We start from the raw sequence: 24,351 nt of genomic DNA on the forward strand, positions 1-24,351 counted from the left end.
ACCATGACACTTACGGCGACACATCAGATCGATCTCAGCGTCATCATCGTCAACTACAAAACAGCCGACGAGACATCAAAGGCCGTACAATCCGTGCTGGACCATTCCGGCGCTTTGGACGTTGAAGTGATTGTGGTGGATAACGATTCCCAAGACGGCAGCGTCGAGGCGTTACGCGAAGCCCATCCGCAAATAGACGTGTTAGACACCGGCCATAATGGCGGATATGCGTGGGGGAACAATATCGGCATCCGGCGCGCGCAGGGGCGTTACTTGCTGGTCCTCAATCCCGATGCGCTGGTTTATGAGGGCACGCTGGAACGCGCAGTTGCATATATGGACAAGAACCCCGAAATCGGCATTCTCGGTGGGCACGTTTCGCTTGAAAATGGCACCCAGCAGCCGACTTTGTTCCGCGAAGTTTCGTTGAACAAGCTGTTTTGGAGCCTTTTCGTTCCAAACCGTGTCTTGCGCCGTAGCCAGCTTTTTGGGGATCAGCGCTATGCCTCGTTGTCGCGCGATACGGTTCAGGACGTTGAGGTTGTCGCAGGTTGTTTCATGATGCTCTCGCGGGATGTCGTCGATAAAGTCGGCATGATGGACGACCGCTTTTTCATGTATAGCGAGGAATCCGAATGGTGCTGGCGTGTCCGGCAGGCTGGCCTAAAGGTGCGCTACAATCCCGATGTTCGCCTCATGCACTATGGCGCGGTTTCCACGGGCCAGACATCCCCTTGGAAATCGGTTGAAATCGCTAAGGGCCACATACTTTTCCTACGCTTTACCCGCGGCCCCTTTGTCGCGTGGCTGGGAACCATGCTTATGGTTCTGGCCGACCTTCTTCGCGGCGTCTGGTTTCTGCCTCTCTCTCTGCTTCGGCCTGGTCATAAAGGAGCAGAGGCCTGGCGTGCGCGGATTACGTTTTTGCTGGGCGCTTTGGTTCGGCAACCCAAGGGGCAGACGCCTCCGCAAGCTGATATTGGTCTGGTGACATGAAGGCGTTGGCCAAATCCCTTGTGCGCGGAACGGTACATACGGCTCTTGCTCCAATCGAAGCAAAAATGCTGTCGCGGCAAGCCGAGGCCCGGTGGCCCCATGTTTTCATTCTTGGCGCCCCAAGATCCGGGACTTCGTTGTTTTATGAGTTGATGACGACCCAATTTGCCTTCTCATATTTCACCAATCTGGCGCATCGGTTTTACAAGACACCTTTGGCGGCAACCCGGCTTGGGCAACCCTTCATCGCTGACCACCAGCCATCTTATCAAAGCGACTATGGCCACATTTCCGGCTGGGCTGCCCCAAACGAGGGCGGATGGATCTGGCAGCGCTGGCTGGAGGATGGCCCCTGGACGGATGAGAAGAAGATTGCAGAACTACCGGTCGACGAAATCAGATCGACGCTGGCCGGAATGTCAAACCTGTCTTCGTCACCCTTTATCAACAAGAACGTCATGCACTCGAACCGGGTGCGCCTGCTGGATGCCCTGTTTCCCAATTGCCTGTTTCTGGAAGTTCAACGCGACGCCAAAGACACGGCCCGGTCAATCCTGCGGGCGCAGCGCCGCAACAAAGGGCCCGAGGCCCATGCGGATGAATGGTGGTCCGTCCGCCCGTCAAACGCGGGCGGTGATACGGATATCGAACGGGCGTGCCGTCAGGTGATCGGTGTCGCCGAGGATATCGAACGCGATTGCGCCCATGTCGGCGCAGACCGGCGTTTCGTGGTTGATTACGCGGCGCTCTGCGCGGACCCCAAGGGGACTCTTGCCGAGGTTGCCCGGTTTCTGGGCACGCACCATGTCCCCGCAGTGGCCTTGCAGCAGAACACGCTGCCGGCGCAGTTCTCCCTCAGACCATCCAAGCCGCTGGAGGCCAGTGAAGAGGATTATCTGGAGGATATGCTGCAAGTGAAGGGCATCAGGGTGGCGGATCAATGACACCAAATCAGCTTTCCCTGCGCCCCGTCGCGCCAGAAGACTGGCCCCGCATCAGTGGGCTGTTCAGCGACCTGACATATGAGCAAAGCCTGACCTATGCGCAGGCTGCGGCAGACCGTATCGGGGCCAGTGCAGAATTTGTTGCCCTTTACGACGCGCAGGACATCCCGATTGCTGCAGCTTGTCTGAGGATCAAGAAAATCCCGGTGTTGAACCGGGGCATCGCGTGGATCGCGGCCGGTCCACTGACCTGCGTTGCTGGCCAACCCGAACCCTCCGCCGAGATGCTTGGCGCGATCCTGTCGAAACTGCGCGACCATGCGCGTGCCGCAGGTCATATTCTGCGTCTGCGGTTTCCAGTGCAGGTCAATCCGGCAGAAGACGCAGTTGCACAAGCAGGCTTTGCATCAACAGACAAAGCCGCGACGTATCGAACGGTGCTGATCAACCCGGATCAGGATGAGGAAGACCTGATGCGCGCACTGCATGGCAAATGGCGCAATCCATTGCGCAACGCATTGAAGGCAGATCTAGGGCTGGAAACGGGTTCGATCCTGGACTTGTCGGATCGTTTCACCCACCTTTACGAACAGGTGCGAGACGCCAAGGGGTTTCAACCTGATATCCCGCCAGAGTTCTATTATGCTCTGTCAGGCCCGGATTTCGACCATGACGTGTTGATCGCGCGTAAAGATGGCGAAGATATCGGGGCGATGACAATCGGGTGTTCCGGGTCAACTGCAACATATTTATTCGGTGCCACGTCAGACGCGGGGCGGCGGTTGAATGCTGGGCACTATCTGATGTGGCAAGCCATGCTCTACTGCCGTGAACGGGGGATCAAGTGTTTTGACCTGGGGGGTATCGACCCCGAGGCAAACCCAAGCGTCACGCGGTTCAAGCTGCGAACGGGCGGAGCCGATGCCATTGCCGCTGGCCCCTACGAAGCTCGGCCAGCCGGGCCAGGGGCTGCTTTGGTCAACTTTGCGGAAACTCTGCACAAAAAGCTGAAATCCTGACATGGCGCGAAAGATTGGCATAAATTTTCACGGGGTCGGTGCCCCGGTGCGCGATCTGGAGGATGGCGAGGCACCTTACTGGCTGTCTGAGGCACAGTTCACTCACGTCCTTGATCGCATTGCGTCAGCGCCAGACCCGCATCAGTTTGTCGTGACCTTCGATGATGGCAACCTGTCGGACTATGAGATCGCGTTACCGGCGCTGAAGCAGCGCGGGCTGACCGCCACTTTCTTTGTTCTGACGGGGCGGCTGGATGAGCCCGGGTCGCTAAACCGCGATCACATCAAAACCCTGATCGGCGGTGGGATGAGCATTGGCAGCCATGGCATCGCACATGTCGACTGGAGCCTGTTGGAGCCTGCGGCGCTGGATACGGAACTGTCAAAGTCGCGCGAAGTTTTGCAGGAATTGTGCGCCAAACAAGTGACCGAGGCCGGGATACCTTTTGGTCGTTACAACGCCCACGTTTTGCGTGCGCTACGTCACCATGGCTACCGGGTCGCGTTTTCCAGCGATATGGGACTGATGAACGATGCGGCGTTCCTGCGCCCCCGCACGTCCCTGCGCGGGGACATGACTGAGACTGAATTCGACGCGATACTTGCTGGCCAAATGCCGCCAGCCAAACAATTGCGACGGGCCTTGGGGATGACCAGAAAGCGTTTGCTGCCGTTACGCTAGACAGGGGTCAAATTGCGCCCTGCGATTGCTCGACAGGCGAACGCGCATACCCGAACTTGTCCAGAATATGCCCCAGCTCCTGTTCGATATACGCAATATGTTCGGGCTCCAGCTCGTCTTTCCACTGCCCGCTTCGCCCACTACGGATATGCGCGCGCTCATTTGTTTTTGTTGCCGAGACTTTGCTGCGTTTTCCGGCCTCGAACAGGCGCATCAGACGTACCGCAAGCTCATGCGCTTTGCCCTTCAGCCCAAGGAACGAAAACATTTCGGCATAAAGCTCATCGCGATTTTCGCCCATTAGATCGTCGTACGAGACCTCAAGAATATTCGGGTCATCCAGATCCCAGTTTTCCAGTGTCTCGCGGTTGAAAAAGATAAAGTGGCGAATTTCCATGAACAGCCCTTTGGTTTTGTCCGCCGCCAGTAACTTCTCCTGGTAGGTCTGGCCATTCTCATCCGGGACATGCACCCAAGTCTCGTTTGTCCACAAATGGTAGTGATAGGACGACACGATCATGTCACGCGGATCGCGCATTAGGTGAATGCCCTTATAGGGCCCGATCTCAGATAAAGGGGTCTGGCTGTGAATGGACAAAAAGACCTTGGTCTTCGGGTTCGGGATTTGCCTCGCGATATCTTCGAACCGTTCCCCCAACCCGAATGCAAGCAGTTTGAGCACCGCCTTGAAATAGGTCGTCATCGCCTTGTGGTGGGTTCCGACAAAAATCTTATGCTGTAGTTTACCGGTGCCTTTCGCACTGGCTCTGCACGCCAAGAAAAGAGGCAACATCCGCCACAGTTCGGGATTTTTCAGCAGCCCGTAGTTCTTTCTAAACGAGATAGGGATCTGGGTAATAGACTTTCGCAACCCGGATCTTTTTGGCTTACGACCTATCCCCGCGTCCGTCATTATTTTGTCTGGCTGAGCTGACACGCATCAATTCCTTATGAGCAACTTTCTGAACGCAACGCGCCTATCGTCACGCTGTTTCTTCTGCTGGCGCTTTCCTGGGTTCAAATCGTGTGTATCTGATCCGACGGGACTCCGCCTCCGATCCCTCTGGCTGTGCCGCTTCATCCTTGGCATCAATCATCCAGGCGCCCGCACCCAACATGAACATCAAAAGGCAATATGTTGCCTCCCATAGATGCACCGTGATGGCGGCGATACAAAACCCGGCCAAGGCAAAAAGATACCCCCACCGATAGCTTTCCAGTCGGCCGGACAGTTTTGCGCGCCCAACGGCTATGTAAGTCACGATGACCGTCGCGACCAGAATGCACAAGGCAGGCAAGCCATAACGCAAGGCAACCACCATCCAAAAGTTATCAAGGGTGGGAACCATCCAGGCCGGCCTGCTGAACGGCCTGAGGCCAATACCAAAAATCGGGTTATTCATGATATCATCGGACGCGTGCGTGAAGATATGGATCCTATACCAGGCAGAACTTTTATTGAGGGTAAGGTAGGCCGCAAACAGCTGTACGGGGGGGCGTGAGGCAACCAAGTCGACAAAGACGTAAAGCCCGGCAAACATGTACAGCAGCAGGTTCCACTTTTTCTTGACCTCAGAGAGAACAGTCTTCCAGGTCATCAGCGCCATCTGCACGGCAACCGAAAGCCACGCGCCCGAGGATAAAGAGGTGAAAGTCGCAGCCAGCACAATACCCACCCGGGATCCTTTGTAGGCCATCCCTTTCCCATACCCCAGCACATACCATGTCAGGCCAAAGCCCACGCTGCAGAAAACGCCAAACAAGATGGGATGCGGCATGGTGCCTTGGGCGCGGTAAAGCCCAAGACGCGGTTCATAGTGCACAACATCCGCCACGGCGCCGAATTTCGAAAAGAAGTCGAGAATAAACGATTTGTCCGTCAAGGATTGATAGACGCTAAACGGCAGCATCATCAGTGTCAGGATGAACATCCATAAGGCAAAGGCCCGAAACGCGGCTGCACTGCGTATTGCCCAGCGCGCGATCAAATAGGGGCCTAGTGTTTCAACCACGCCGATTCCAACGAATTCCCATCTGATCAGGCCATGATTCAACAAGATCGCCAAGCCGCTCCAAAGCGCAAAAACGATCATGAGGTAGTCAGCGGTATACCGTCCGCCAGAGCCATCGAGCCAACGAACCAGCGCCGGAATAAAGAAAATCAACAGAACCAGTCGGTATACTCCGATCTGCAGTCCGGCGACTTCAAAATAGAAGGGCAGCACAAATCCGATAAACAGGAGGGGAACGACGAGCGGGCTACGCTCTGTGCTGGCCCGGCCTCCTGTTGCGCGCGTTGCTCTTGTCGTGTCTGCCGATGCTACCATTTAACTTCGTCAATCATTGTTTCAAACCGCCAAGCCCAGGTGTTTGCTGCGCAGCGAATTCTGCGCCACCCACTGCTCAAAGTCGCGTTTGATACTACCAAAAGCCAGATTGATTTCACCCTATATCTGAATGGGTCGAAACGCGACCACAATAGGGTGAACCAGTCTCAGGTTCTGGTTGCTAAGCGCGGTCGGGCTTGAGGCCCGGCAAAATCTCCCTTTTTCATGCAGATTGCCAAAAACTCAGACCCACACCGAGAATTTTCGGGGGAAATTAGACGCTGGAGGGCCCGGAAGCCTCAATTTGCACGAAAAGTCCTAATTTTCTGGGCGCGAAGTGCCACGAAGCGGCTGCGGGGCAAACGTGAAAACTTCAGGATTTGGACTCGAAAAAGAAAAAGGAGGGGCGCACCATTGTGCGCCCCTCCCGAACATTCCTCTGAAATTTCGCCTACTGTTCAGCGGCGGCGTGTATCAGACGATCTGCAAATCATCCTGAACCCAGGTCTCGACGACAACGGGATTGTCAACAAACTCGACCTCGTTGTCGATCGCAAACGCACTGACTTCTCCGTCCACGTCCCGACCCCACGCAGTACCCAAGGTCCAACCACGTTCGCGGCCGCCGGAGAAGTCGAAATCGACACTGGTCTCATCAATGACCACCGCACCATCAACCAACACTTGAAGGCGATCCGCCGTTTCATCGACCATTAGGGTAATGACATGAGTATCGGTGTCATTCAGGCCAAGATCATAGGCCCGGAACCCTTTGTGGAAACTGGCGTCATTGTTGGCGACGTGGGCGATCAACCCGTCATCGTCCAAAGTCAGACCGATCTTTGTGTGATTCCAGACCAACCGCTGCATGCTGCCATCGGCTTCATTGCGCGCGTATTCGACAGTGAAGGCAATCTGGTCCGATCCCTCAAACTCTTTGAGACGCCCCATTTTTACAAAGTCGTCCTTACCATCAAACTGAATTGCCGGGCCGGACCCTGTGTCGGCGACATGGGCATCACCCACTAACCGAGCCTGATCGTTCCCCGGTAAATTGGCGATTTCCAGCACGAAATCGTCGAAGACCATTCCGGACGACGGACGCTCATCTGGAACAGGAGAGATTACATCAGGAGCGGTCGCATTATCATCCGAGTCGCCACCGCTTGAGTCAGGGTTAGTTGTTCCACCATCCGGGGCAGTCGGATCGTTGTCAGGCTCCGTCGTGCCGCCATCAGGAGGTGTGGTATCGGCGTCCGGAGGCGTAGAGCCACTATCCGGAGCAGGCGCATCAGTGTCAGGATTGGTGGAATCACTGTCCGGAGGGGTCGTACCACTGTCCGGTGTTGTTGTCCCGCCACCGTTATCAGTTGAACCTGTCGTGCTAGTACCAACCCACGAGTCATAGGACATCGGGAATTGCTGCTCGATGCTGGACCCCGCGCCCAGCGTCTCAATAACACTGCCCGACTTGACGCCGAACTGGTTATAGCCGTCCTGCGCTCCGGTCGCGTGATACGTGAACAGGTTGTCGTAGTAGTTTGCCCCGTTGGGATTGGTGTTCTGTGCGAAGACGTTGTTCGACACACTCCAATCCGCCTGTCCCGTATGCCCGACCACGCCAGATGTAACGTTTTGGTTGATCGTAACATTCGTCGAAACGCTGGACACGTTGATCTGGGGCACAGACACACCGCCGGTCAGCAAACCGGGTACCGCCAGAACCGTGTTGTTTGAAACCGTCACATTGTTGGCCCCAGACACAGCAATCCCGTGAATGTGACCATTATAGATCATGTTATCTTCGATCAGCAGGTTCTGATAGAACATAGACGGATCGCTGGGGTCGGAGTGACCGCTACCCATAAAGATTGCCTGCGCATAATCGCCGCCGGCCATGTCAATGACGTTGCCGCGGATAGTAATGTCGCTGCTGGGGCCCAGCAATTTCGAGAACTGGATGAAGTCCCCGTGATCGCCCGAATTAAGCGAGCGGTTGAAATCATGCAGATAGTTACCTTCGACGGTGATCCCCTGATTGCCGTCTAAATACATTCCGTCTGCGCGAATGGAATGAATATTGTTCCCCTTGATGGCAACGTTGCTGCTTGCCCCCACATGCAGCGCATTGAGCCAGTTGAAGTATTCGTTGTTTTCAACTGTCACGCCCGAACTGTTGCGAACATACAGCCCATAGCCTGTCCCAAAACCATCAGCCGAAGCAGACACGCCCGACGCCACATCCCCGTCAAAGACCGACTCCTTGATCGTGATGTTCGAACTGCCATTGATTTGAAACGGCCTGTAGCTTTGAGCTTGTCCGCTAAACGTGTAGTCGAATTTCACGTCCTCAAACGTGATGTTCGCAGCGTTTTTTACACGCAGCTCCGAGAACGAGGCAGGCGAGGTCGCGTCTGCCGATTTGATAGTGACATTCGAAGCATATTGAGCGCTGATATCCAGGCGCCCATAATCCCCAGCCGCCAACAGTATCGTTTCCCCACCAGTTGCCTGTGAAAGAGCCTGTTTCAACTCTGTCGCAGACGTTACCGTAATTATCGTCGACATTTTTCACCTTCTGTATCAGTGGCGCCATGAGTGTTAGCGCACGAGTTTCCGCTCACTTGGGACAGAGGGAACAGCCGCACGATGGCGACAGGTTGGCCGGAATATGGCTGTGATTGGAAATTGTCGCCTGAATTGAGACAATATTGCCCCATTGCCGTCATTTCCGAGTGAAACTCGATACTCGATACTGGGAATTGTTCCTCTTCCCTTAGCGGTAATTAAGGGTTTGGCGAATTGATTCTTATTCCGCAACAAAGGACATTATTTTGCCATTTTTCAGGCGTGGGGCCGCGTATCCATGCTAATCATAGGCGGTAAATTGCCCTTTTCCGGCGCGTAAACCGGCCTGGCCGCCCGTTAAAAACCCGCCAGATCGTGTCATGGACAAGGCATCTGAGTGTTCGTAGGGTACTTTTGCACCCTCATCAGGAAGAGTGACTGCACATGCGATTCACATACTCCACCGTTGGCCTGATGCTGTTTGCCTGCATTCTCATGCTTACCCTTACCGCGCCATTGCACGCCGCTGCGGCCTGCCGTGGTTTTGTCATCACCAAGGCGTTGCCGAAGGCAACAGGCGGCCAGACCATCAGCACTACACAAGAACTGTCAGCCGCACTCAAAAACGCGCAGGGTGGCGAGACATTTCTGCTGGCGGGCGGCAACTATGGCGCATTGAGAGTACGGCAGTCCTTTAAAAAGCCCGTCACCATCCGGTCCGCTGATCCGCAATCTCCTGCCTGCCTGACCGAGCTGCGTGTAACAAAGTCCAGCAACATCACATTTGACGGATTGGTTTTCGACTATGTGCGATCCCCGGGTGACAAAGTTCATGTGATCCGCTTTGAAATCAGAAACAGCCACGGCATTACGATTTCCAATTCGATATTCGATGGTGATTACAATGCTGGGACCGGGTTTGGCCGGGGTATTTTTATCCGCGACAGTTCAAAAATCACCATCTCGGGTAATATTCTGAGGAAATGGTTGCGTGCAATCACTGCGGTCCACACGACGTTCCTGACCATCCGTGGAAATCAGATTTATGATATTCGCGCAGACGGCATGGCGTTCAGCGGTATCGATGATGTCTTGATCGAACGAAACACGGTACACAATTTTCGCGCCGGCAGCACGCGAGATCACCGTGATATGATCCAGCTGATGCGCACAACGAATACGCGCAGCACCAACGTCGTCATCCGCGACAACGTCTTCGATATGGGGGCCGGGGATTACACTCAGACTATTTTCATGGGCGCCAGCGGCAAGGACACAAGCAACCCCCAGCTGCGCCATCAAAACATTCTGATCGAAAACAACGTCATTTATAATGCACATCTTCATGGAATTTCTGTGCACGGGGTGGATGATCTTTCCATTCGCAAAAATTCGATCATCCGCATACCGATATCCAACAGCGGGCAAGTTACGATCCCACGCATCAACGTCTCGTCCTCGACGTCAGTTGTCATCGAACAAAACGCAGTCAGCGAGATCGTCGGATATGAAAACCAGCGCGACTGGGCCGTTGTGAACAACGCACTCATTCAGGATCTGTCACCTTCGCGAGGTGGGTACTATAATCGCGAGTTCATCGTTTATAAGACGGGCTCAGCCAATGGATTTCACGAATACGGGGTACGCCCCGGCAGCGAGGTCGACCGCCTCAAGGCTGGTTCCACACTGGTCAGGAATTATCCGACCCAACGCTGATTACAAGATTCAGAAAGCCGCAGCACCGTGATTTCGGACCTTAAAGACAAACGCCAGCTTTTGCGGTTTCTCAGCATCAGCGCCCTGGGCACGGCAGCGGACTATGCGCTTGCGCTGCTGTTGGCCGGAACCTTGTCTACGCCTTACGCGATCGCCTCGACCCTGGGATTCATCCTGGGCTCGATTATCAATTATGTCGGGCACAATATCTTCAGCTACGAACACACCGACCAAAGCTCCATGTCTCTCAGGGGGTATGGCAAGTATTTTCTGGCCGTGTTGTCCTCGTTAGCGATACGTCTCGCCGTGGTCGAGGGGTTGGCTTATTTCACGCCTCTGCCCTTCTGGTTCATCCTGCTGGTGGCAATTGGTGCCTCGTTTGTCGCGAACTACGTCATCTCGACGCTGTGGGTGTTTCGGAAACCCGGTTAGGCGCTGCCGCTCTTACTTCGGTGGCAGATTGTTTGCCAATTCACGTCCCGTCCGCTTGTGCGCCCATAGGCCAAACGCCGCAGCGAGGATCAAACCAGCGATTGTCATTGCAAGGCCAGCTTTTTCGCTCCAGTGATACGGCAGCAAAATTCTGACATCCTCTCCGACGGGCTCTAATGTGACAAACCCGCTATCGGTATCCCAGGACAGCGCCACCGGCACCCCGTCCACAGTTGTTGCCTGCAAATGAGACCAATACATCAAGGCCACGTGCACCGGCTTCACCGGATCCGCCTGCCTGAATGCGCCGGACGGTATCAGCCACTGGCGGGGGCCAACGGCCACGGGCTTGATGAACCCTGATGCGGGCATGTCGATCGTTGCCACGAAGTCCAGCAGATATTGCGGCAGTTCCCAGATCGGTGCGTCGGCGGCTTGGACCTCTGCGGCCAGAGGATCAAACACCGCAGGGGGAAGATATTCAGGCGCCCCCCTCATAACCACTGACTCGCCTCGGGCAGCGACGCCTCTTGCAATGCGGTCAGGTACCAAAACCCCAAGCGCCGCAAATGACAGCACCAGAACACCTGCACCAAACGAAACCCGACGCCATGTGCAACGACCAGTTTGAAAAGCATAGAGCACCGACCCCGCCGCCAGGGCGAGCGCCAGATCGGACATAACCGTCAAGCGATACGGGAACTGGACTTTCTGAATTATCCAATTGTCCCACAACACCTGCGAAAACGAGCCGTTCAGCAGCAGCACAAGGACAGCGGGCAACAGCGCCCAGATCGTGACGATTTTTCTGGTATTGCCCCTGGTGACCGTGACAGCCAGCGCCGCGACAATACACGCGACAACCTGAAACATCAGCAGCGCAATTCTGAACTTGCTGTCCGGATACGTATCGAGCCCGAATAGGAACCAATAGTCTGGGACAAGTTCCTTCGTATATAGCCCGTCCGGGGAAACATCGCCCAAAAGCACCACTGCTGGCAACCAATAGACCGCAGACAGGGCAACGCCCGCTCCTCCCATAACCGTAAGGAGCGTGACCGAGCGCAGGACATGCCTACGAAAGACAAGCAGCCATGCGCCGACGATAACCACCAGCACATGCGCAACCAGAAGAAGGGTTGGCAGGTGGCTAAAACCGAGGCCGGCCAGCCCCAGCGGCAAGGACAATGCCGGGCGCTGATCCCTCAGGGCGACAAGCACTCCGTGACAGACCAGCGGAACAAAAACATAGGCCGCAAACTCTCCGGCAGCCTGCCTGAACATCCAGTCGATACCCAGATGATAGGGCGCAAGCGCCCATAAAAGGGATGAAAACAACGCTGCTGTCGGCGGTAGAAACTGTCGGGCAAACACCCAAAAAGTGACCCCCGACAACCAGCACAATAGCCCGCCGGTTACTCCGAACACCACTTGCGGGCTGCAGCCTGGGCAAAGCCATTGCGCCGGACCCGCAGTCACATAAAACGGCAAGGGCGCATAAAAGAAGAAATCCAACCCGCCGACCCCATCCCAAAGATCGGGCAGAAACCGGGGGTATACCGACGCGGGTCCAAGAGCTTCGGTAAAGGCAAGGGTCCAGCTCATGTTGAAACCGTATGAATGCCCCATCGGCGTTCCGATTGCACCCAACGCTACGACGGCGAATAAAAAGGTGACCAATGCAATCAGTCCGACCCAAACCTTGCTCAGCACTGATTTCTCTCCTGACTGTCTTCAAGACAGAGCGTTACGTCGGGTGACGGACCCACTCTGCGGCTCCGGTTAATGTAGGGCACCGATCTAAGGACGAAGCCCGGGCCCCGTTGCCCGGGTGGTATGAGATATTCATTGTCCGTGCGATTGGTCTAAGTTTTCAACGAAAAAGAAGGCCGCGCTGTCGCGCGGCCTTCTTTGTGTTTGCCAACTGTCAGCCAAACCAAAACCGGCTTGGCCAAACTATCTTATACGGCTGCCTTGCGACGGCGACGGACAATCCCCAGCCCACCCAGCGCGGTCAGAAGCAACAGGCCTCCGGCCGGCAGCGGCACTGCGGCAACGTCAAAGTCAAACTGGATCGGACCACCGTTCGCAGATTGCGAATCTGACCAGCTGAACAGCAGGTTCTGGCCCTGAGTGTTCGCGGACGTAAAGATGGTATCCAGCGACGTAATACCCGCAACCAGAGCAACCGAGTTGATCAAGGTGTTGGTCGCAGCGTCAACCCAGCTCATCGTCAGGCCGCTGAATGTGCCCAGGATATTCGCTGTGACGGACGCATTCGCGCTACCGGCCAGCGGATCCACTGTGGTTGTGAAGTTCACCATATAAAAACCCGGGCCACCATTGGTCGACACGGTGCCTGTGAAAAAGTTATCTGACTTGATGTCATAGCTGCCGTTCTCAACAACCACTGTTACAGCTTCAGCGGTTCCAGAGAAAAACAGGGCTGCCGTTGCGGCAATGACCATGGTCTTCAAAGTGTTAAACATGTTCCACCCTCGTTACACTGTCTGAATGCACCCAGACGAAATAACTGGATGCAGCACTTAGTACGCCTTCAGTTAGCACACTATTTTCCAGGTAAGCGAGTGAAATCTTTACCAATATGTTTTTTTTGTGTCCTTATAGGTTGTTTATACACAAAATATTACACTCAGCGCCGATTTGTTTCCGAAGAGGTTACAATTCTACCCCCAATTGTGGCGAAAAAACGAATCCCCCGGGAATCACTCCTACTGAAATCATCGGACTTTCGGCACCTTGTCGACTGCGCCGGCTAAAACCTGCAGGCGAACCAGAATCCTCGCGCCGATTATTCGTCATATGCCTTAAATCGCCCCTAAATGGCCGTGAAATCATAAGCTGCCCACAGGAACAATCCCAGGTTAACCATGATATTGTCGCCTTCTGACTTCCTGCCGAAAGAGCGTAAGGGGAAAATCGTACGGAATCCGGATGCTCTTCAACTTTACCCTTCGTCACTCCGGAATCTTCGTATAACTTCAACAAAGCTGTATGTACCGATTACAGGCACTCATTTTGCGGCCGAAGATGTTCTAGAACCGTTTATGGTGCCTGACCAATTTATTAATGCCGAAGTGCTGCAAACGCTTTGGCTCATAACTGTAGAGACCGATAATGAACGCGTCTGATTTTGACCCCAGCAACATAAACCTGAACGCAAAACGTGTCCTGGTCACCGGAGGCGCCGGCTTCTTGGGCTCACATCTTTGCACGGCCCTGCTGGAGCAAGGGCACGAAGTTTTGTGTGTCGACAATTTCTTTACAGGGCGGCGCGGCAACCTACGCCATCTTCTGGGTCACCCCTGTTTCGAAGTCATGCGGCATGATGTGACCTTCCCGCTTTACGTGGAAGTTGACGAAATCTACAATTTGGCCTGCCCGGCGTCGCCGTTCCACTACCAGCACGACCCGGTACAGACGACAAAAACGGCCGTGCATGGCGCGATCAACATGCTGGGTTTGGCAAAACGTGTTGGCGCACGCATCCTGCAGGCATCTACATCCGAAGTGTACGGTGACCCGCAAATCCATCCACAGACCGAAGACTATGTCGGGCACGTCAACCCGATCGGACCGCGCTCGTGCTATGACGAAGGCAAGCGCTGCGCCGAGACACTGTTCTTCGACTACTACCGGCAGCACGACCTGCCGATCAAAGTCGCGCGGATTTTCAACACCTACGGCCCGAACATGCACCCGGATGACGGGCGCGTGGTATCCAACTTTATCATGCAGGCCCTGAACGATGAGCCCATCACGATCTACGGAGATGGCAGCCAGACCCGATCTTTCTGTTTTGTATCCGACCTGATCGACGGGCTGATCAAGCTCATGGATTCCCCGAAAGACGTGACCGGACCGATCAATCTGGGCAACCCCGTCGAATTGAGTATCCGAGAGCTGGCCGAAGCCGTCATCCGCCTGACCGGGTCCAAGTCCGAACTGGTTGAGCGCCCGCTGCCTCAGGACGATCCGATTCAGCGGCAGCCGGACATCACCCGCGCCCGCGAACAGCTGGGCTGGGCACCACAGGTGGCGCTGGAAGACGGGTTGAAAGCCACAATCGCGTATTTTCAGCGAACTGCGCTGACGGCGGAAAGGGCAGACGAACGGATATGACCGTGACGGTTCGCTCTGATAAACAGGTTTGGAGCGCCAGAGCCCTTGTGCTGGTGCTCGCGGCTGTGCTGGCCTGTTTGTCGGTAATGCTGATCAATGGCGAACCGCTGTATTACTTTGATACCGGCAGCTATATCCGACAGGGCAGTGTGGCTTTGGACAGCCTGTTTCCCCCTGTTGTTGAGGATGGCGGACAGGGCGGTGCCGCGACAGCAGACAAAGACGACACGGCCACCGGATCCCGGTCACTGATCTACGGGCTTGTCATGGCCTCTTTTCTTCGCGCCAATGCCCTTAGCCTTGTTCCGATCCTGCACCTGTGTGTTGTATTTCTTATGGCATGGTTGCTGGCGAAAACGGCGATCCGGTCCCTGGGCGGGTTTCAGAATATCATTACCCTGACAACCGTTCCGCTGTTGGTGGCCGCCACCACGTCCCTGCCATTCTATATCGCTTACATGATGCCCGATATATTCGCGCCGGTCATGTTGATGGCGATCGCGGCGCTTACTGCTTTTGGGCCAAAAATGCGAATTTGGGAGCTGTTGCTGATCTCCGGGCTGGCATTGCTGTGCTCGGTCCTGCATCCGTCGCATATGGCGATTGCGGGGTTGATGATACCCTTCGTGATCCTTGCGGCCCTGGTCCGAAAAATGCCTGGGCGCTGGCGGGCGACCGTTCTCATGGTCGCGGTTCTTGCCCTGTCGGTGGCCGAGCGAAAGGCATTTCAGATCACGGTCGAAACCACGACCAATAAAGAGGTCGTCTATACACCGCATATCACTGCAAGACTTATCGTCGATGGGCCGGGAATGGACTACCTGAATGACGTTTGCCCGGATGCAGAAATACCGACCTGTACATTGCATGAAGCACTGTCCTGGTCCGACGATCCGTACAGATTGACGGCATCACACATCATCTTCGAGCGTTCCCCCCGACTGGGTTCGTTCAGAAGGCTGCCCAAGGAAGATCAAAAACAGATCGCTTTGACGCAAAGGGACTTTGCCAAAGATGTGTTTCTGTCCCATCCGTTTGCGACAACTTGGGCATTGATCAACAACGGGTATCGTCAGGTTTTGCGCGACAGCATTGATATGACAATTCCGTCGGATATCGAGTTGAACAATGCCCATCGGTTGGCGGGCATAACGGAAACTCAGCAGGAGTTAATCCGAGGTGGTCTACTGTCCGTAGACCGCTCCTGGATTGAACCTATCGATGTTTTGCATAGCTCGATCTATCTTATATCTTTTGTCTATATCGTGATCATGCTGCTGATACCGGGGCGCGTATCACCGGACGTTAAGCTCTTTGCGCTGTTCATCCTGATTGGCATCGCGGTTAACGCAATTGTGTGTGGCGGAGTTTCCCAACCCGCCGACCGTTATGGCGCGCGTGTCATGTGGTTGCTGCCCTTTTCAGCAGCCTTTCTTTACCTTGCCAGAACGGCTGGAACGCCGCGAATATCTGCCGGAGAAGCATCGTGACTTCTGATCAACCTCTTTCCATTAGCGTGGTCATGCCCGCCTATAACGCCGAACATCTGTTGCCGCGCGTGCTGCCACCCCTGATCGACATGCTGAAAACCGGTCAGGTGCAGGAGGTTTTGGTGGTGGATGACCAGTCCCCGGACGGCACCGCCGCCCTTGCCCGCGAAATGGGTGCAACGGTTCTGACCACACCACAGAACGGCGGCCCCGGTGCCGCGCGCAACCTGGCGGCACAGCATGCAAAGGGTGACATTCTGTGGTTTGTGGATTCCGACGTTATTGCATGGCCCGACGGACCCGAACATATCCGCCGCGCCATGTCCGAAGACAATGTCGGCGCCGTGTTTGGCTCTTACGACGATGCACCGGACGGGCAAGCGTGGTTCTCACGCTACAAGAATCTGCTCCATCGCTACCATCACCAACGGGCCCGGCGAGAGGCCTGTACCTTTTGGGCGGGGTGCGGCGCTATCCGGCGCGATGTTTTCAATGAAGTGGGTGGCTTTGACGTCAAAACCTACGAGGTCCCTTCGATCGAAGATATCGAACTTGGGTATCGCATTGCCGAATCCGGGCGCCGCATTCTGGTTGAACCACAACTGCAGGGCAAACACCTGAAGGTCTGGACAATGCGGAACAGCCTGAGCACAGACATCTATTGCCGGGCACTGCCGTGGGCGCGGCTGATGATCTCGCGAGAGGGTCTGACGGACGATCTGAACACCTCGATGGCCGAGCGGGTCCGGGCCGGGATTGCCGGGCTACTGTTGTTGTCCATTCTGGCATTGCCGTTCTGGCCTACGGCTTGGCCCTTGCCATTTGTTTTTTTGGCGGCAGCGTTTGTCGCAAATTTGGATCTGACCCGGACAATGGCTGGTCATGGCGGCCCATGGTTTGCATTCAAATGCCTGCTCTACCATCAGGTCTATTACGTCTATTCGGCCACTATCTATGTCTGGTGCCTGTTCGAGTATCATGTCCTGGGGCAAAAGCAGAAACTCCATGTTACCCGCAGCTGACGCCGCCGCTCAAACAATGACCAACGGAAGACTACCCGATTTTTTGATCCTCGGAGCAGCCCGCGCCGGAACGACTGCGCTGTATTCATATCTGCGTCAAAACCCAAGTGTCTTCATGCCAACGGCCAAAGAGCCGAACTTCTTTGCTTTTGAAGGCGAAACACTGGCTTATTCCGGTCCGGGTGCGGACTACGTCAACAACTCGGTTACGGATATCGAGGCCTACCGGGCGCTGTTTGCAGACGCACCGGAAGGGAATATCTGTGGCGAAGCCTCACCGCTTTACCTGTATTCTCCAAAGGCACCGGAAAGAATTCATCACCATGTTCCGAACGCGCGCATGGTGGTCATTCTGCGCAATCCAATCGACCAGGCGTTGTCCCACTATCTGTATGCCGTGAAGCAGCGGATTGAACCGATAGAGGATTTCACCAAGGCGATAGAGGCCGAAGACGAAAGGCTTGCCGCTGGCTGGCAACCTTTATTCGGATATTCCAGATTTCCGCTCTATGCGCAGCAGTTGACGCGGTACTTCGACCTGTTTGACAGCGATCAGTTTCTGATCCGCACATATGAAGAGTTTCAGTCTGACCCGCAGAAGGTCATCGAAGACATTACTGTGTTCATCGGCGCGGACCCGGAATTCATGCCCGATATGTCTACCCGCGCAAACGCAGGTGGCGTTCCGCGCAGTCGGTTTTTTCAGGACTTCCTTATGAAACCCAACCCCGTCACCGGGTTGATTGCCCGGGTGATGCCGTTGGAAACCCGGCGCAGGATTCGGGATCGATTGTCAGAATTCAACCTTAAACGCGGTGTGCAAATGCCATCGGCCGCGCGTGCCATTCTGCAGGAACGGCTGACGCCGGAAATCGAAAATCTGGAAAGATTGCTGGATCGTGATTTGAGCGCCTGGAAAACCTGACGCTCAAATCTGCATTTCAGTTAGCGTTGCGCCACTCTGTTCGTGGCACGGCCCAGAATCTTCTTCTTCTCAGGCTTCACTTCGAACTCTTCATGATACGAGCGTTCGACATTGACGTCCCAGACGTCATTTTCTTCACCCATGATGTTACGCGCCGCATACATCGCCGACAGCATCGAATGATCCTGATTGTTATAGCGATGCAGGCCGTTGCGCCCAACAGTCTGGAAGTTTTCAAGCGTCTTCAACCAATCGCTGACGGTATCCAAAGCTTCTTTATAGTCAGTGTCATAGACCGGATAGGCTTTGGGCTGACGGATCACCGCAAAATCGACAACATCCTTCGCTTCGGCCAGATTCAGCTTTTCCAATTCTTCGCTGGCAAGCTGTCTCAGCTCTTCGTCCGAAGACGACCAAAGCCCGTCACCTTTCTGGCAGAAATACTCCATCCCGATCGAAGCTGTTTCCTGATCCGGAAGCATTTCTTTCGACCACGCACGGAAGTTCTGAATACGACCGACCTTCACCTGCGGGCTGTGGATATAGATCCAGTTATCCGGGAATGGGTCAGGGTGATCCAGCACCAGTGTCACGATCAGGAAATCGCGATACCGCAAGCGATCCGCGGCCTCGACAACTTCGGGCGGCGGCGGAGGGTCGAAGGCATGAATCAGGTCACGCACGGCCATCGAGTTGATGAATTCTTCACCTTCAACGCGTTCGGTGGTTTTCTCGCCGTCTTCGCTCCAATGACGCACATCAATCGACGTCACGCGATTGCCGTCGCGATTCACGCGCATCACTTCCGAATGAGTTTCGACCGTTCCGCCTTTTTCCTTGATCAGGTCGCGGGTCTTTTCCCACATCATGCCGGGGCCAAGCCGGGGATACTGGAATTCCTCGATCAGGCTGGCCGTATCATTGGCACCCGAGATCGCGTTCCAGACGGCTTTCGGCAGCGACAGGTTCTTGATCCGCTGCGCTGCCCAGTCCGCACGGATTTCTGAGGGCGGAATGCCCCAGACCTTTTGCGTATAGCTGCGGAAGAAATGCATATACAGGCGTCCACCAAAACGGTTAATCACCCATTCTTCAAACGTATCTTCCTGCGGCTTGGGGCGCAGCTTCCATTTAACGAAGCTGCCGATGATCTTATAGGTCTCATACGGACCGATATTGCCAAGCGCGTTGAATATCCGAAGTGGATAATCGTAGTACTTACCGCGATAGAAAATACGGCTGAGACGCTGCACGGTGATGAAGTCATCCCCCATCACCTCGTGCCACATGTCTTCGACTTCGCGCACTTTGGTAAAGAACCGGTGCCCGCCAATATCAAAGCGGTAGCCATTGTGGCTTTCGGTTCGCGAAATCCCGCCGACCATGTCCGAAGCTTCGTAAACATGCGGAACATGCGTATCGCTCAGTTTTTGGAGTTCATAAGCGGCTGTCAGACCTGCTGGGCCACCTCCAATAACGACGACTGGAACAATATCTTTTTTCAAATCACTAACACCCATACCAATACGCTACATTCAGGCTACAAGAGGTTGCCGCAGATTCTCAACTAATACCACCCTACCGGCAAAGTCACCTGAGCGTCGAGGTTGGCCCGGAAGCAGATCAATGCAAATAGCCCCCAAGCGCAGTTGACGACGGGTCAATTCCAGACGGATTTTCGCGAGCAAAATGCGCATCCTTAAATTTACCTAACGAGTGAGAAACACGGCGCTCAAGACGAAACGAACCGCGAATCCCAGGACTTCATTTATCGTAAGCTATTGTTATTATTAATTTTAAATAATAGTATTGCACTTCTAACATTCGAGAATAATTTCAACTCCAACTCAAGTCTTCCAAGAGAGCGGCTATCCAATCGACTGTTTCAAACCCTCTTCAAAATTGCGCCTGACAGGTTCGGACAAGACACAGTGAACCACTACTATAAGCCACGCCAACGGGGAAACAGTTAGACGCAATTTGAGGCATTATGCCTCAATCTTGAATAGTATGGAACCCGATCACCTTTTGAGTCGAACTGCGCACTGGTGAATTCTGGCATGATCGACCTTCTGTGGACGCTCCAAAGCCCGAGATTTTCGCTCATAGGCCCGCCACCCCAATGGCTGTCGCTGTCTGCTTGACTCCCTGTCAGTTGCAAAGGATTTTGAAGCCGCCTTGCAGGGGTTCTAGGGTTCAAATGGGTCGTCATTTTCGCAACATTACCTTTAAAGTACACACATGGCTTGGGCTGCATTTGTCTTTGTTCCTGGCCTTCATGTTTTTGACGGGGTCCATTCTTGCCGTCTCAAGAGATCTGGAAGTTGCGTTCAATCCGAAAATCTGGACCTCACTTTCCGACACTGAAAGAACGGCCAGCTTTGGCTCGATCTACGAAACGGTCTCATCCAGCGAGGGCGTTCGGGCAGTCAGCATTATCGAGAAGCAACCCGGAACAAGACTGGCCGATCTTGCATATGTTTACTCAACGCGTGGCGCCGAAACAGTTTGGATAGACCCGGCAAGCAGCGCTGTCGTTGACGTCGAACGCGGCCCTGGCTTTGCCGGGATTCTCTCAGTGCTTCACGAAACGCTCATGACAGATCACTTGCTGGGCTACCTTCTGGTCTCAGGAACTTCATTCCTGCTTTTGGCTCTGATTGTGTCCGGGCTGGTCAGCTACAAACGCTTCTGGAAAGGTTTTCTCCGCCGCCCGACTGACAGATTGGGCCGTCGTGGATGGTTCGGCGGGTTGCACAGGTTGCTGGCACTTTGGTCCGGTGCGTTGATGCTGGTGATTGCTTTGACCACCGTCATCTTCTTTCTCGCGGGTCTGGGTATCAACGGGCAGACACCATCACCTCCGCCAGCGCAGGAAAGGGCCGATATTCTGCCGGAAGGTTTTGGTGAGGTGACCATCGATCAGGCCGAAGCAGTGGCGCGAACAGCTTTGCCGGGCTTCGCTCCAAACGTGATGTTTCTTCCCCGCAATAAACGCGAAGGTATCACGTTCGTAGGGAATTGGGATGGGGGGGCCCAACTAATCGGTCCGGCCCAAGTCTTTATTGATCCGGTCACAATGGACTTGCTGGCAACGTTTACCCCTGCGGACAATAAAGGTATCGCCCGGCTGGGAGACCTTGTTGATCACCTACACTACGGAACCTGGGGCGGGCTGCCCTCGCGGTTGCTATGGTTCGGTTTGGGTTTGGTTGGATTTGGTGTTGCGGTCAGTGGCATTCTGACTTTTTCCGCCCGCCAGGACGGCATCCATCATGATCAAGTCAGCGCCATTCGACGGGTCTGGACAGCGCTTGGAATATTTCGTTGGGCTTATGCGTTGTTGGTATTGGGCATGATTGCCTCAACAATTTATCACTATGCTTTGTAACCGCTACGATCCGATCTTCCGATCAATGATCGACCCTTCATTCCTGGGCCCTGGCCGGGTAGCATCCTTGGCAAAACGGCAAGGTCGCGATGTCACTTGAACGGAAATTTGCCAACGGCGTTGCCTGGATGTCGGCCGGTAGCTGGATCGAGCAGGCAATAAACTTTGCCGTGTTCGCTTTGCTTGCCCGCCTTCTAGGGGTCGAAGCGTTTGGCATTCTGGCAATGGCGGCGGCCTTTGTCCTGCTGTTGGAATTTCTGGTTCGTGAATCGGTTTCCGAGATTTTGCTGACAAACGATGCGTTATCGACCGAACGTTTGAATTCGGTTTTCTGGCTCATGGTCGTATTTGGGTTCGGACTGGCGGGTCTGTTACTGGTCGCATCCGGACCCATCGCTGATTTCTATAAAGAAGAACAGGTCGCCCCTTTGATCATCGCGCTGTCACCAACAGTGCCCATGATTGCCCTGACTGCGGTTCCGGTTGCGTTGTTACGGCGCGAAATGCAGTTCCGGGCCTTGGCTCTCAGGGCCGTCGCTGGCGTCATTGCAGGCGGCGTGGTTGGCATTGGAATGGCGCTGTCGGGCTTCGGGGTCTGGAGCCTTGCGGGTCAGCGCGTCACCCAGGTTGCCGTGAACGTGGTCATGGCCTGGGCTGCTGTCTCCTGGAGACCAGGGTTACACATCTCGTCCACGCATGTGCGCGAGGTTTTGCACTTTGGCCACCGGATGGTCGGTCTGAGGGCGGCAGAACTTGTAGCCGTGCAAATGCCTTCGGTCATCATAGGGGCATCGCTTGGGCCTACTCAGGCCGGTTTGTATTCGATTGCCTGGCGGGTCATCGAAATCGCGTCATTTCTGGTCACAACCCCATTGCGCATGGTGACGCTTCCGGCCATCGGCAATGTCATGCGCCAGGGGGCAGCGGCGCCCAAGTTACTGCAAGACATTATGCGAATGACCGGACTAGTGGTTTTTCCTGCCTTCGCCGGTCTGGCCGTACTGGCCGAACCGGCATTGACGGTTCTTTTTGGTCCCAAATGGGTGCCAGCAGCGCCTGTGCTCAGCATCATGTGTCTCTTCGGGGTCTATCTGTGCATCGACAAAGTGCAGCAAACATATTGTCTGGCGGCGGGGCGCGTTGGCGTATTGGCAACGTTGGCCTGGTGCGAAGTTGCGCTGGGCATCGTGCTGATCTATTTCGCAATCCCATTTGGGCTGACCGCTTCAGCAATCGCATTTGTTGCTGCATTCCTGTTGATGTGGCCGCTGCGGTTCCGCAATCTCGCCTCTATCGCTGGCGTCCATACAGCCTCTCTGATCAGCCCCCACGTCGCGCCTCTGATTCTGGCGGCAATAATGGCGTCGGGCGTTTATGTGGTTAGCCGCCAAATGGCGGATGTTTCAGGAATTGTCGTATTATTGGCCGGAACCGTGTTTGGTCTGGTGTTGTTCGCGGGGCTGGCGTTTCTGTGCCTGAGAGACAGGCTGGAACTGTTGCGATCGTTTGTGCGCCCGCAGACCGAGGCGCCCGAAAATTCGGCGTGATGCTCCGCTCTCAGCAATCACGCTAGTTTTCGCCCATTGTTTCGAAAAAAGTTACAAAAAACCCTCCAAATTCCGGCCATAACCTTGCATTCTTTCAAGGCTTATAGATGCTTTCGGATCGACGTGTTATAAAGCGCAGGATTGGTTTTCCGTAGTAAGTCTGGCGAGTAAAAATGCATATTCTCATCACCGGCGGCGCCGGGTTTATTGGCTCTCATCTTTCTGAACGTCTGATCCGCGAAGGGCACACAATTACGGTGCTGGATGATCTGTCGACAGGGCAGTTGTCGAATATTTCGTCTCTTTCCGGCCATCCCTCGTTCAATTTTGTCGAAGGCAGCGTGTTGGATCGCGCGCTGGTTGCCGAGCTGGTGCAACCGGCCGAAGTCGTATTTCACCTGGCCGCTGCCGTCGGCGTCAAACTGATCATGGACGAACCCAGCCGGTCAATGCTGACCAATGTTGCAGGCACCGAAAATGTGCTGGACGCCGCTCTGCAAAACAAGGCGCATACCTTTGTTGCCTCCACCTCGGAGGTCTATGGCAAATCAGCGAAATTCCCCTTTCAGGAAGACGACGATCTTACCATCGGATCAACAAAGAATCTGCGCTGGTCCTATGCCTGCGCCAAGACTCTGGATGAGTTTCTGGCCTTGGCTCATGCCCGTGAATCCGGCTTGCCGGTCACCGTATTGAGGTTCTTCAACACAACCGGGCCGCGACAGACCGGTCGTTATGGCATGGTTATTCCGAACTTTATCAAGGCGGCCTTGGACAACGCCCCTTTGATTGTCCACGGAACCGGGGACCAATCGCGTTGCTTCGGTCACGTCTCGGATGTGGTCGAGGCCTTGTGCCGTCTCATGAAAACACCTGACGCGCGTGGCGAAGTGTTCAATATCGGCAATGATCAAGAGATATCGATCCGTGCTTTGGCCGAGCAGATCATTTCGGCAGTTGGCTCGTCTTCTGAGATTCAGCACGTTCCTTACGATCAGGTTTACCCTGTCGGGTTCGAGGATATGCAACGCAGGCTGCCGGACGTTTCAAAACTTGAACGTGTCACCGGTTTTCGCCCGACTGTTCCACTAAGCCAGATTATTGACGACATTAGCGATGAGATGCGCCTTCCACTGACGGCATAGAAAC

The 24,351-nt window shown here is 54.8% G+C and carries 19 protein-coding genes; 13 read left to right on the plus strand and 6 right to left on the minus strand.

What is annotated here, in order from left to right:
• Nucleotides 1-3 precede the first annotated feature (3 nt).
• From ACP0GE_RS09850 to ACP0GE_RS09865, 4 genes are all read left to right on the plus strand, one after another.
• Nucleotides 4-996 carry a glycosyltransferase family 2 protein gene (locus ACP0GE_RS09850; RefSeq protein WP_424831774.1) on the plus strand — a complete coding sequence of 331 codons (993 nt, stop codon included), beginning with the start codon at nt 4-6 and terminating at the stop codon, nt 994-996.
• A 65-nt stretch (nt 997-1,061) separates the two neighbouring features.
• Complete coding sequence (locus ACP0GE_RS09855) at nt 1,062-1,940, plus strand: sulfotransferase family protein (protein ID WP_424833833.1); 879 nt, start codon at nt 1,062-1,064, stop codon at nt 1,938-1,940.
• Nucleotides 1,937-2,959 carry a lipid II:glycine glycyltransferase FemX gene (locus tag ACP0GE_RS09860; RefSeq protein ID WP_424831775.1) on the plus strand — a complete coding sequence of 341 codons (1,023 nt, stop codon included), beginning with the start codon at nt 1,937-1,939 and terminating at the stop codon, nt 2,957-2,959. Before ACP0GE_RS09855 ends, ACP0GE_RS09860 begins: the two co-directional genes overlap by 4 nt.
• 1 nt (nt 2,960) lies before the next feature.
• Nucleotides 2,961-3,641, plus strand: a complete 681-nt coding sequence (locus ACP0GE_RS09865) for a polysaccharide deacetylase family protein (protein WP_424831776.1) — start codon at nt 2,961-2,963, stop codon at nt 3,639-3,641.
• A gap of 7 nt (nt 3,642-3,648) precedes the next feature.
• Here the strand turns inward: ACP0GE_RS09865 and ACP0GE_RS09870 are convergent, their stop codons facing one another.
• The 3 genes from ACP0GE_RS09870 to ACP0GE_RS09880 all read right to left on the minus strand — a co-directional run bounded on the left by ACP0GE_RS09870 (nt 3,649) and on the right by ACP0GE_RS09880 (nt 8,536).
• Nucleotides 3,649-4,344 (minus strand): sulfotransferase domain-containing protein, encoded by a 696-nt coding sequence (locus tag ACP0GE_RS09870; protein WP_424831777.1) that lies wholly within the window; start codon nt 4,342-4,344, stop codon nt 3,649-3,651.
• 280 nt (nt 4,345-4,624) lie between these two features.
• Entirely contained in the window at nt 4,625-5,572 is a 948-nt protein-coding gene (locus ACP0GE_RS09875; RefSeq protein WP_424831778.1) for an O-antigen ligase family protein, read from the minus strand.
• 870 nt (nt 5,573-6,442) lie between these two features.
• Nucleotides 6,443-8,536, minus strand: a complete 2,094-nt coding sequence (locus ACP0GE_RS09880) for a right-handed parallel beta-helix repeat-containing protein (RefSeq protein ID WP_424831779.1) — start codon at nt 8,534-8,536, stop codon at nt 6,443-6,445.
• 444 nt (nt 8,537-8,980) lie between these two features.
• Between ACP0GE_RS09880 and ACP0GE_RS09885 the strand changes: the two genes are divergently transcribed.
• Nucleotides 8,981-10,252: a right-handed parallel beta-helix repeat-containing protein gene (locus ACP0GE_RS09885; protein ID WP_424831780.1), complete on the plus strand. Its 1,272-nt coding sequence runs from the start codon at nt 8,981-8,983 to the stop codon at nt 10,250-10,252.
• A 27-nt stretch (nt 10,253-10,279) separates the two neighbouring features.
• A complete protein-coding gene (locus ACP0GE_RS09890) occupies nt 10,280-10,684 on the plus strand; it encodes a GtrA family protein (RefSeq protein ID WP_424831781.1) in 405 nt (134 codons plus the stop codon).
• Between the two features lie 12 nt (nt 10,685-10,696).
• Here the strand turns inward: ACP0GE_RS09890 and ACP0GE_RS09895 are convergent, their stop codons facing one another.
• Both ACP0GE_RS09895 and ACP0GE_RS09900 read right to left on the minus strand, forming a co-directional pair.
• Nucleotides 10,697-12,397, minus strand: a complete 1,701-nt coding sequence (locus ACP0GE_RS09895; RefSeq protein ID WP_424831782.1) for a hypothetical protein — start codon at nt 12,395-12,397, stop codon at nt 10,697-10,699.
• A gap of 248 nt (nt 12,398-12,645) precedes the next feature.
• The gene (locus ACP0GE_RS09900; RefSeq protein ID WP_424831783.1) at nt 12,646-13,173 is read right to left on the minus strand and encodes a VPLPA-CTERM sorting domain-containing protein; all 528 of its coding nucleotides are present in this window, start codon (nt 13,171-13,173) and stop codon (nt 12,646-12,648) included.
• Between the two features lie 649 nt (nt 13,174-13,822).
• Between ACP0GE_RS09900 and ACP0GE_RS09905 the strand changes: the two genes are divergently transcribed.
• From ACP0GE_RS09905 to ACP0GE_RS09920, 4 genes are read left to right on the plus strand one after another with little or no spacing between them, the layout of a single operon-like run.
• Nucleotides 13,823-14,827 (plus strand): UDP-glucuronic acid decarboxylase family protein, encoded by a 1,005-nt coding sequence (locus tag ACP0GE_RS09905; protein ID WP_424831784.1) that lies wholly within the window; start codon nt 13,823-13,825, stop codon nt 14,825-14,827.
• Nucleotides 14,824-16,317: a hypothetical protein gene (locus tag ACP0GE_RS09910; protein WP_424831785.1), complete on the plus strand. Its 1,494-nt coding sequence runs from the start codon at nt 14,824-14,826 to the stop codon at nt 16,315-16,317. Before ACP0GE_RS09905 ends, ACP0GE_RS09910 begins: the two co-directional genes overlap by 4 nt.
• The gene (locus tag ACP0GE_RS09915; protein ID WP_424831786.1) at nt 16,314-17,339 is read left to right on the plus strand and encodes a glycosyltransferase family 2 protein; all 1,026 of its coding nucleotides are present in this window, start codon (nt 16,314-16,316) and stop codon (nt 17,337-17,339) included. Before ACP0GE_RS09910 ends, ACP0GE_RS09915 begins: the two co-directional genes overlap by 4 nt.
• A complete protein-coding gene (locus tag ACP0GE_RS09920) occupies nt 17,323-18,264 on the plus strand; it encodes a sulfotransferase family protein (RefSeq protein WP_424831787.1) in 942 nt (313 codons plus the stop codon). Before ACP0GE_RS09915 ends, ACP0GE_RS09920 begins: the two co-directional genes overlap by 17 nt.
• A 20-nt stretch (nt 18,265-18,284) precedes the next feature.
• Here the strand turns inward: ACP0GE_RS09920 and ACP0GE_RS09925 are convergent, their stop codons facing one another.
• The gene (locus tag ACP0GE_RS09925) at nt 18,285-19,769 is read right to left on the minus strand and encodes an NAD(P)/FAD-dependent oxidoreductase (protein WP_424831788.1); all 1,485 of its coding nucleotides are present in this window, start codon (nt 19,767-19,769) and stop codon (nt 18,285-18,287) included.
• 695 nt (nt 19,770-20,464) lie between these two features.
• Between ACP0GE_RS09925 and ACP0GE_RS09930 the strand changes: the two genes are divergently transcribed.
• The 3 genes from ACP0GE_RS09930 (at nt 20,465) to ACP0GE_RS09940 (ending at nt 24,347) form a co-directional block, all read left to right on the plus strand.
• A complete protein-coding gene (locus tag ACP0GE_RS09930; protein ID WP_424831789.1) occupies nt 20,465-21,655 on the plus strand; it encodes a PepSY-associated TM helix domain-containing protein in 1,191 nt (396 codons plus the stop codon).
• An 89-nt stretch (nt 21,656-21,744) separates the two neighbouring features.
• On the plus strand, nt 21,745-23,202 hold the full coding sequence (locus tag ACP0GE_RS09935; RefSeq protein WP_424831790.1) for a lipopolysaccharide biosynthesis protein: 1,458 nt from the start codon (nt 21,745-21,747) through the stop codon (nt 23,200-23,202).
• Between the two features lie 173 nt (nt 23,203-23,375).
• On the plus strand, nt 23,376-24,347 hold the full coding sequence (locus ACP0GE_RS09940) for an NAD-dependent epimerase/dehydratase family protein (RefSeq protein ID WP_424831791.1): 972 nt from the start codon (nt 23,376-23,378) through the stop codon (nt 24,345-24,347).
• The last annotated feature ends 4 nt before the right edge of the window (nt 24,348-24,351 follow it).

Source organism: Ruegeria sp., from assembly GCF_965243365.1.
In the GTDB taxonomy this organism is placed as follows: domain Bacteria; phylum Pseudomonadota; class Alphaproteobacteria; order Rhodobacterales; family Rhodobacteraceae; genus Ruegeria.

Bases quoted from the DNA above. Each gene is read 5' to 3' on its own strand.
- ACP0GE_RS09920 (WP_424831787.1), top strand. From the start codon at position 17,323: ATGTTACCCGCAGCTGACGCCGCCGCTCAAACAATGACCAACGGAAGA.
- ACP0GE_RS09880 (WP_424831779.1), bottom strand. From the start codon at position 8,536: ATGTCGACGATAATTACGGTAACGTCTGCGACAGAGTTGAAACAGGCT.
- ACP0GE_RS09865 (WP_424831776.1), top strand. From the start codon at position 2,961: ATGGCGCGAAAGATTGGCATAAATTTTCACGGGGTCGGTGCCCCGGTG.
- ACP0GE_RS09855 (WP_424833833.1), top strand. From the start codon at position 1,062: ATGCTGTCGCGGCAAGCCGAGGCCCGGTGGCCCCATGTTTTCATTCTT.
- ACP0GE_RS09930 (WP_424831789.1), top strand. From the start codon at position 20,465: ATGGGTCGTCATTTTCGCAACATTACCTTTAAAGTACACACATGGCTT.
- ACP0GE_RS09935 (WP_424831790.1), top strand. From the start codon at position 21,745: ATGTCACTTGAACGGAAATTTGCCAACGGCGTTGCCTGGATGTCGGCC.
- ACP0GE_RS09885 (WP_424831780.1), top strand. From the start codon at position 8,981: ATGCGATTCACATACTCCACCGTTGGCCTGATGCTGTTTGCCTGCATT.
- ACP0GE_RS09940 (WP_424831791.1), top strand. From the start codon at position 23,376: ATGCATATTCTCATCACCGGCGGCGCCGGGTTTATTGGCTCTCATCTT.
- ACP0GE_RS09850 (WP_424831774.1), top strand. From the start codon at position 4: ATGACACTTACGGCGACACATCAGATCGATCTCAGCGTCATCATCGTC.
- ACP0GE_RS09875 (WP_424831778.1), bottom strand. From the start codon at position 5,572: ATGTTCATCCTGACACTGATGATGCTGCCGTTTAGCGTCTATCAATCC.
- ACP0GE_RS09860 (WP_424831775.1), top strand. From the start codon at position 1,937: ATGACACCAAATCAGCTTTCCCTGCGCCCCGTCGCGCCAGAAGACTGG.
- ACP0GE_RS09900 (WP_424831783.1), bottom strand. From the start codon at position 13,173: ATGTTTAACACTTTGAAGACCATGGTCATTGCCGCAACGGCAGCCCTG.
- ACP0GE_RS09910 (WP_424831785.1), top strand. From the start codon at position 14,824: ATGACCGTGACGGTTCGCTCTGATAAACAGGTTTGGAGCGCCAGAGCC.
- ACP0GE_RS09870 (WP_424831777.1), bottom strand. From the start codon at position 4,344: ATGACGACCTATTTCAAGGCGGTGCTCAAACTGCTTGCATTCGGGTTG.
- ACP0GE_RS09905 (WP_424831784.1), top strand. From the start codon at position 13,823: ATGAACGCGTCTGATTTTGACCCCAGCAACATAAACCTGAACGCAAAA.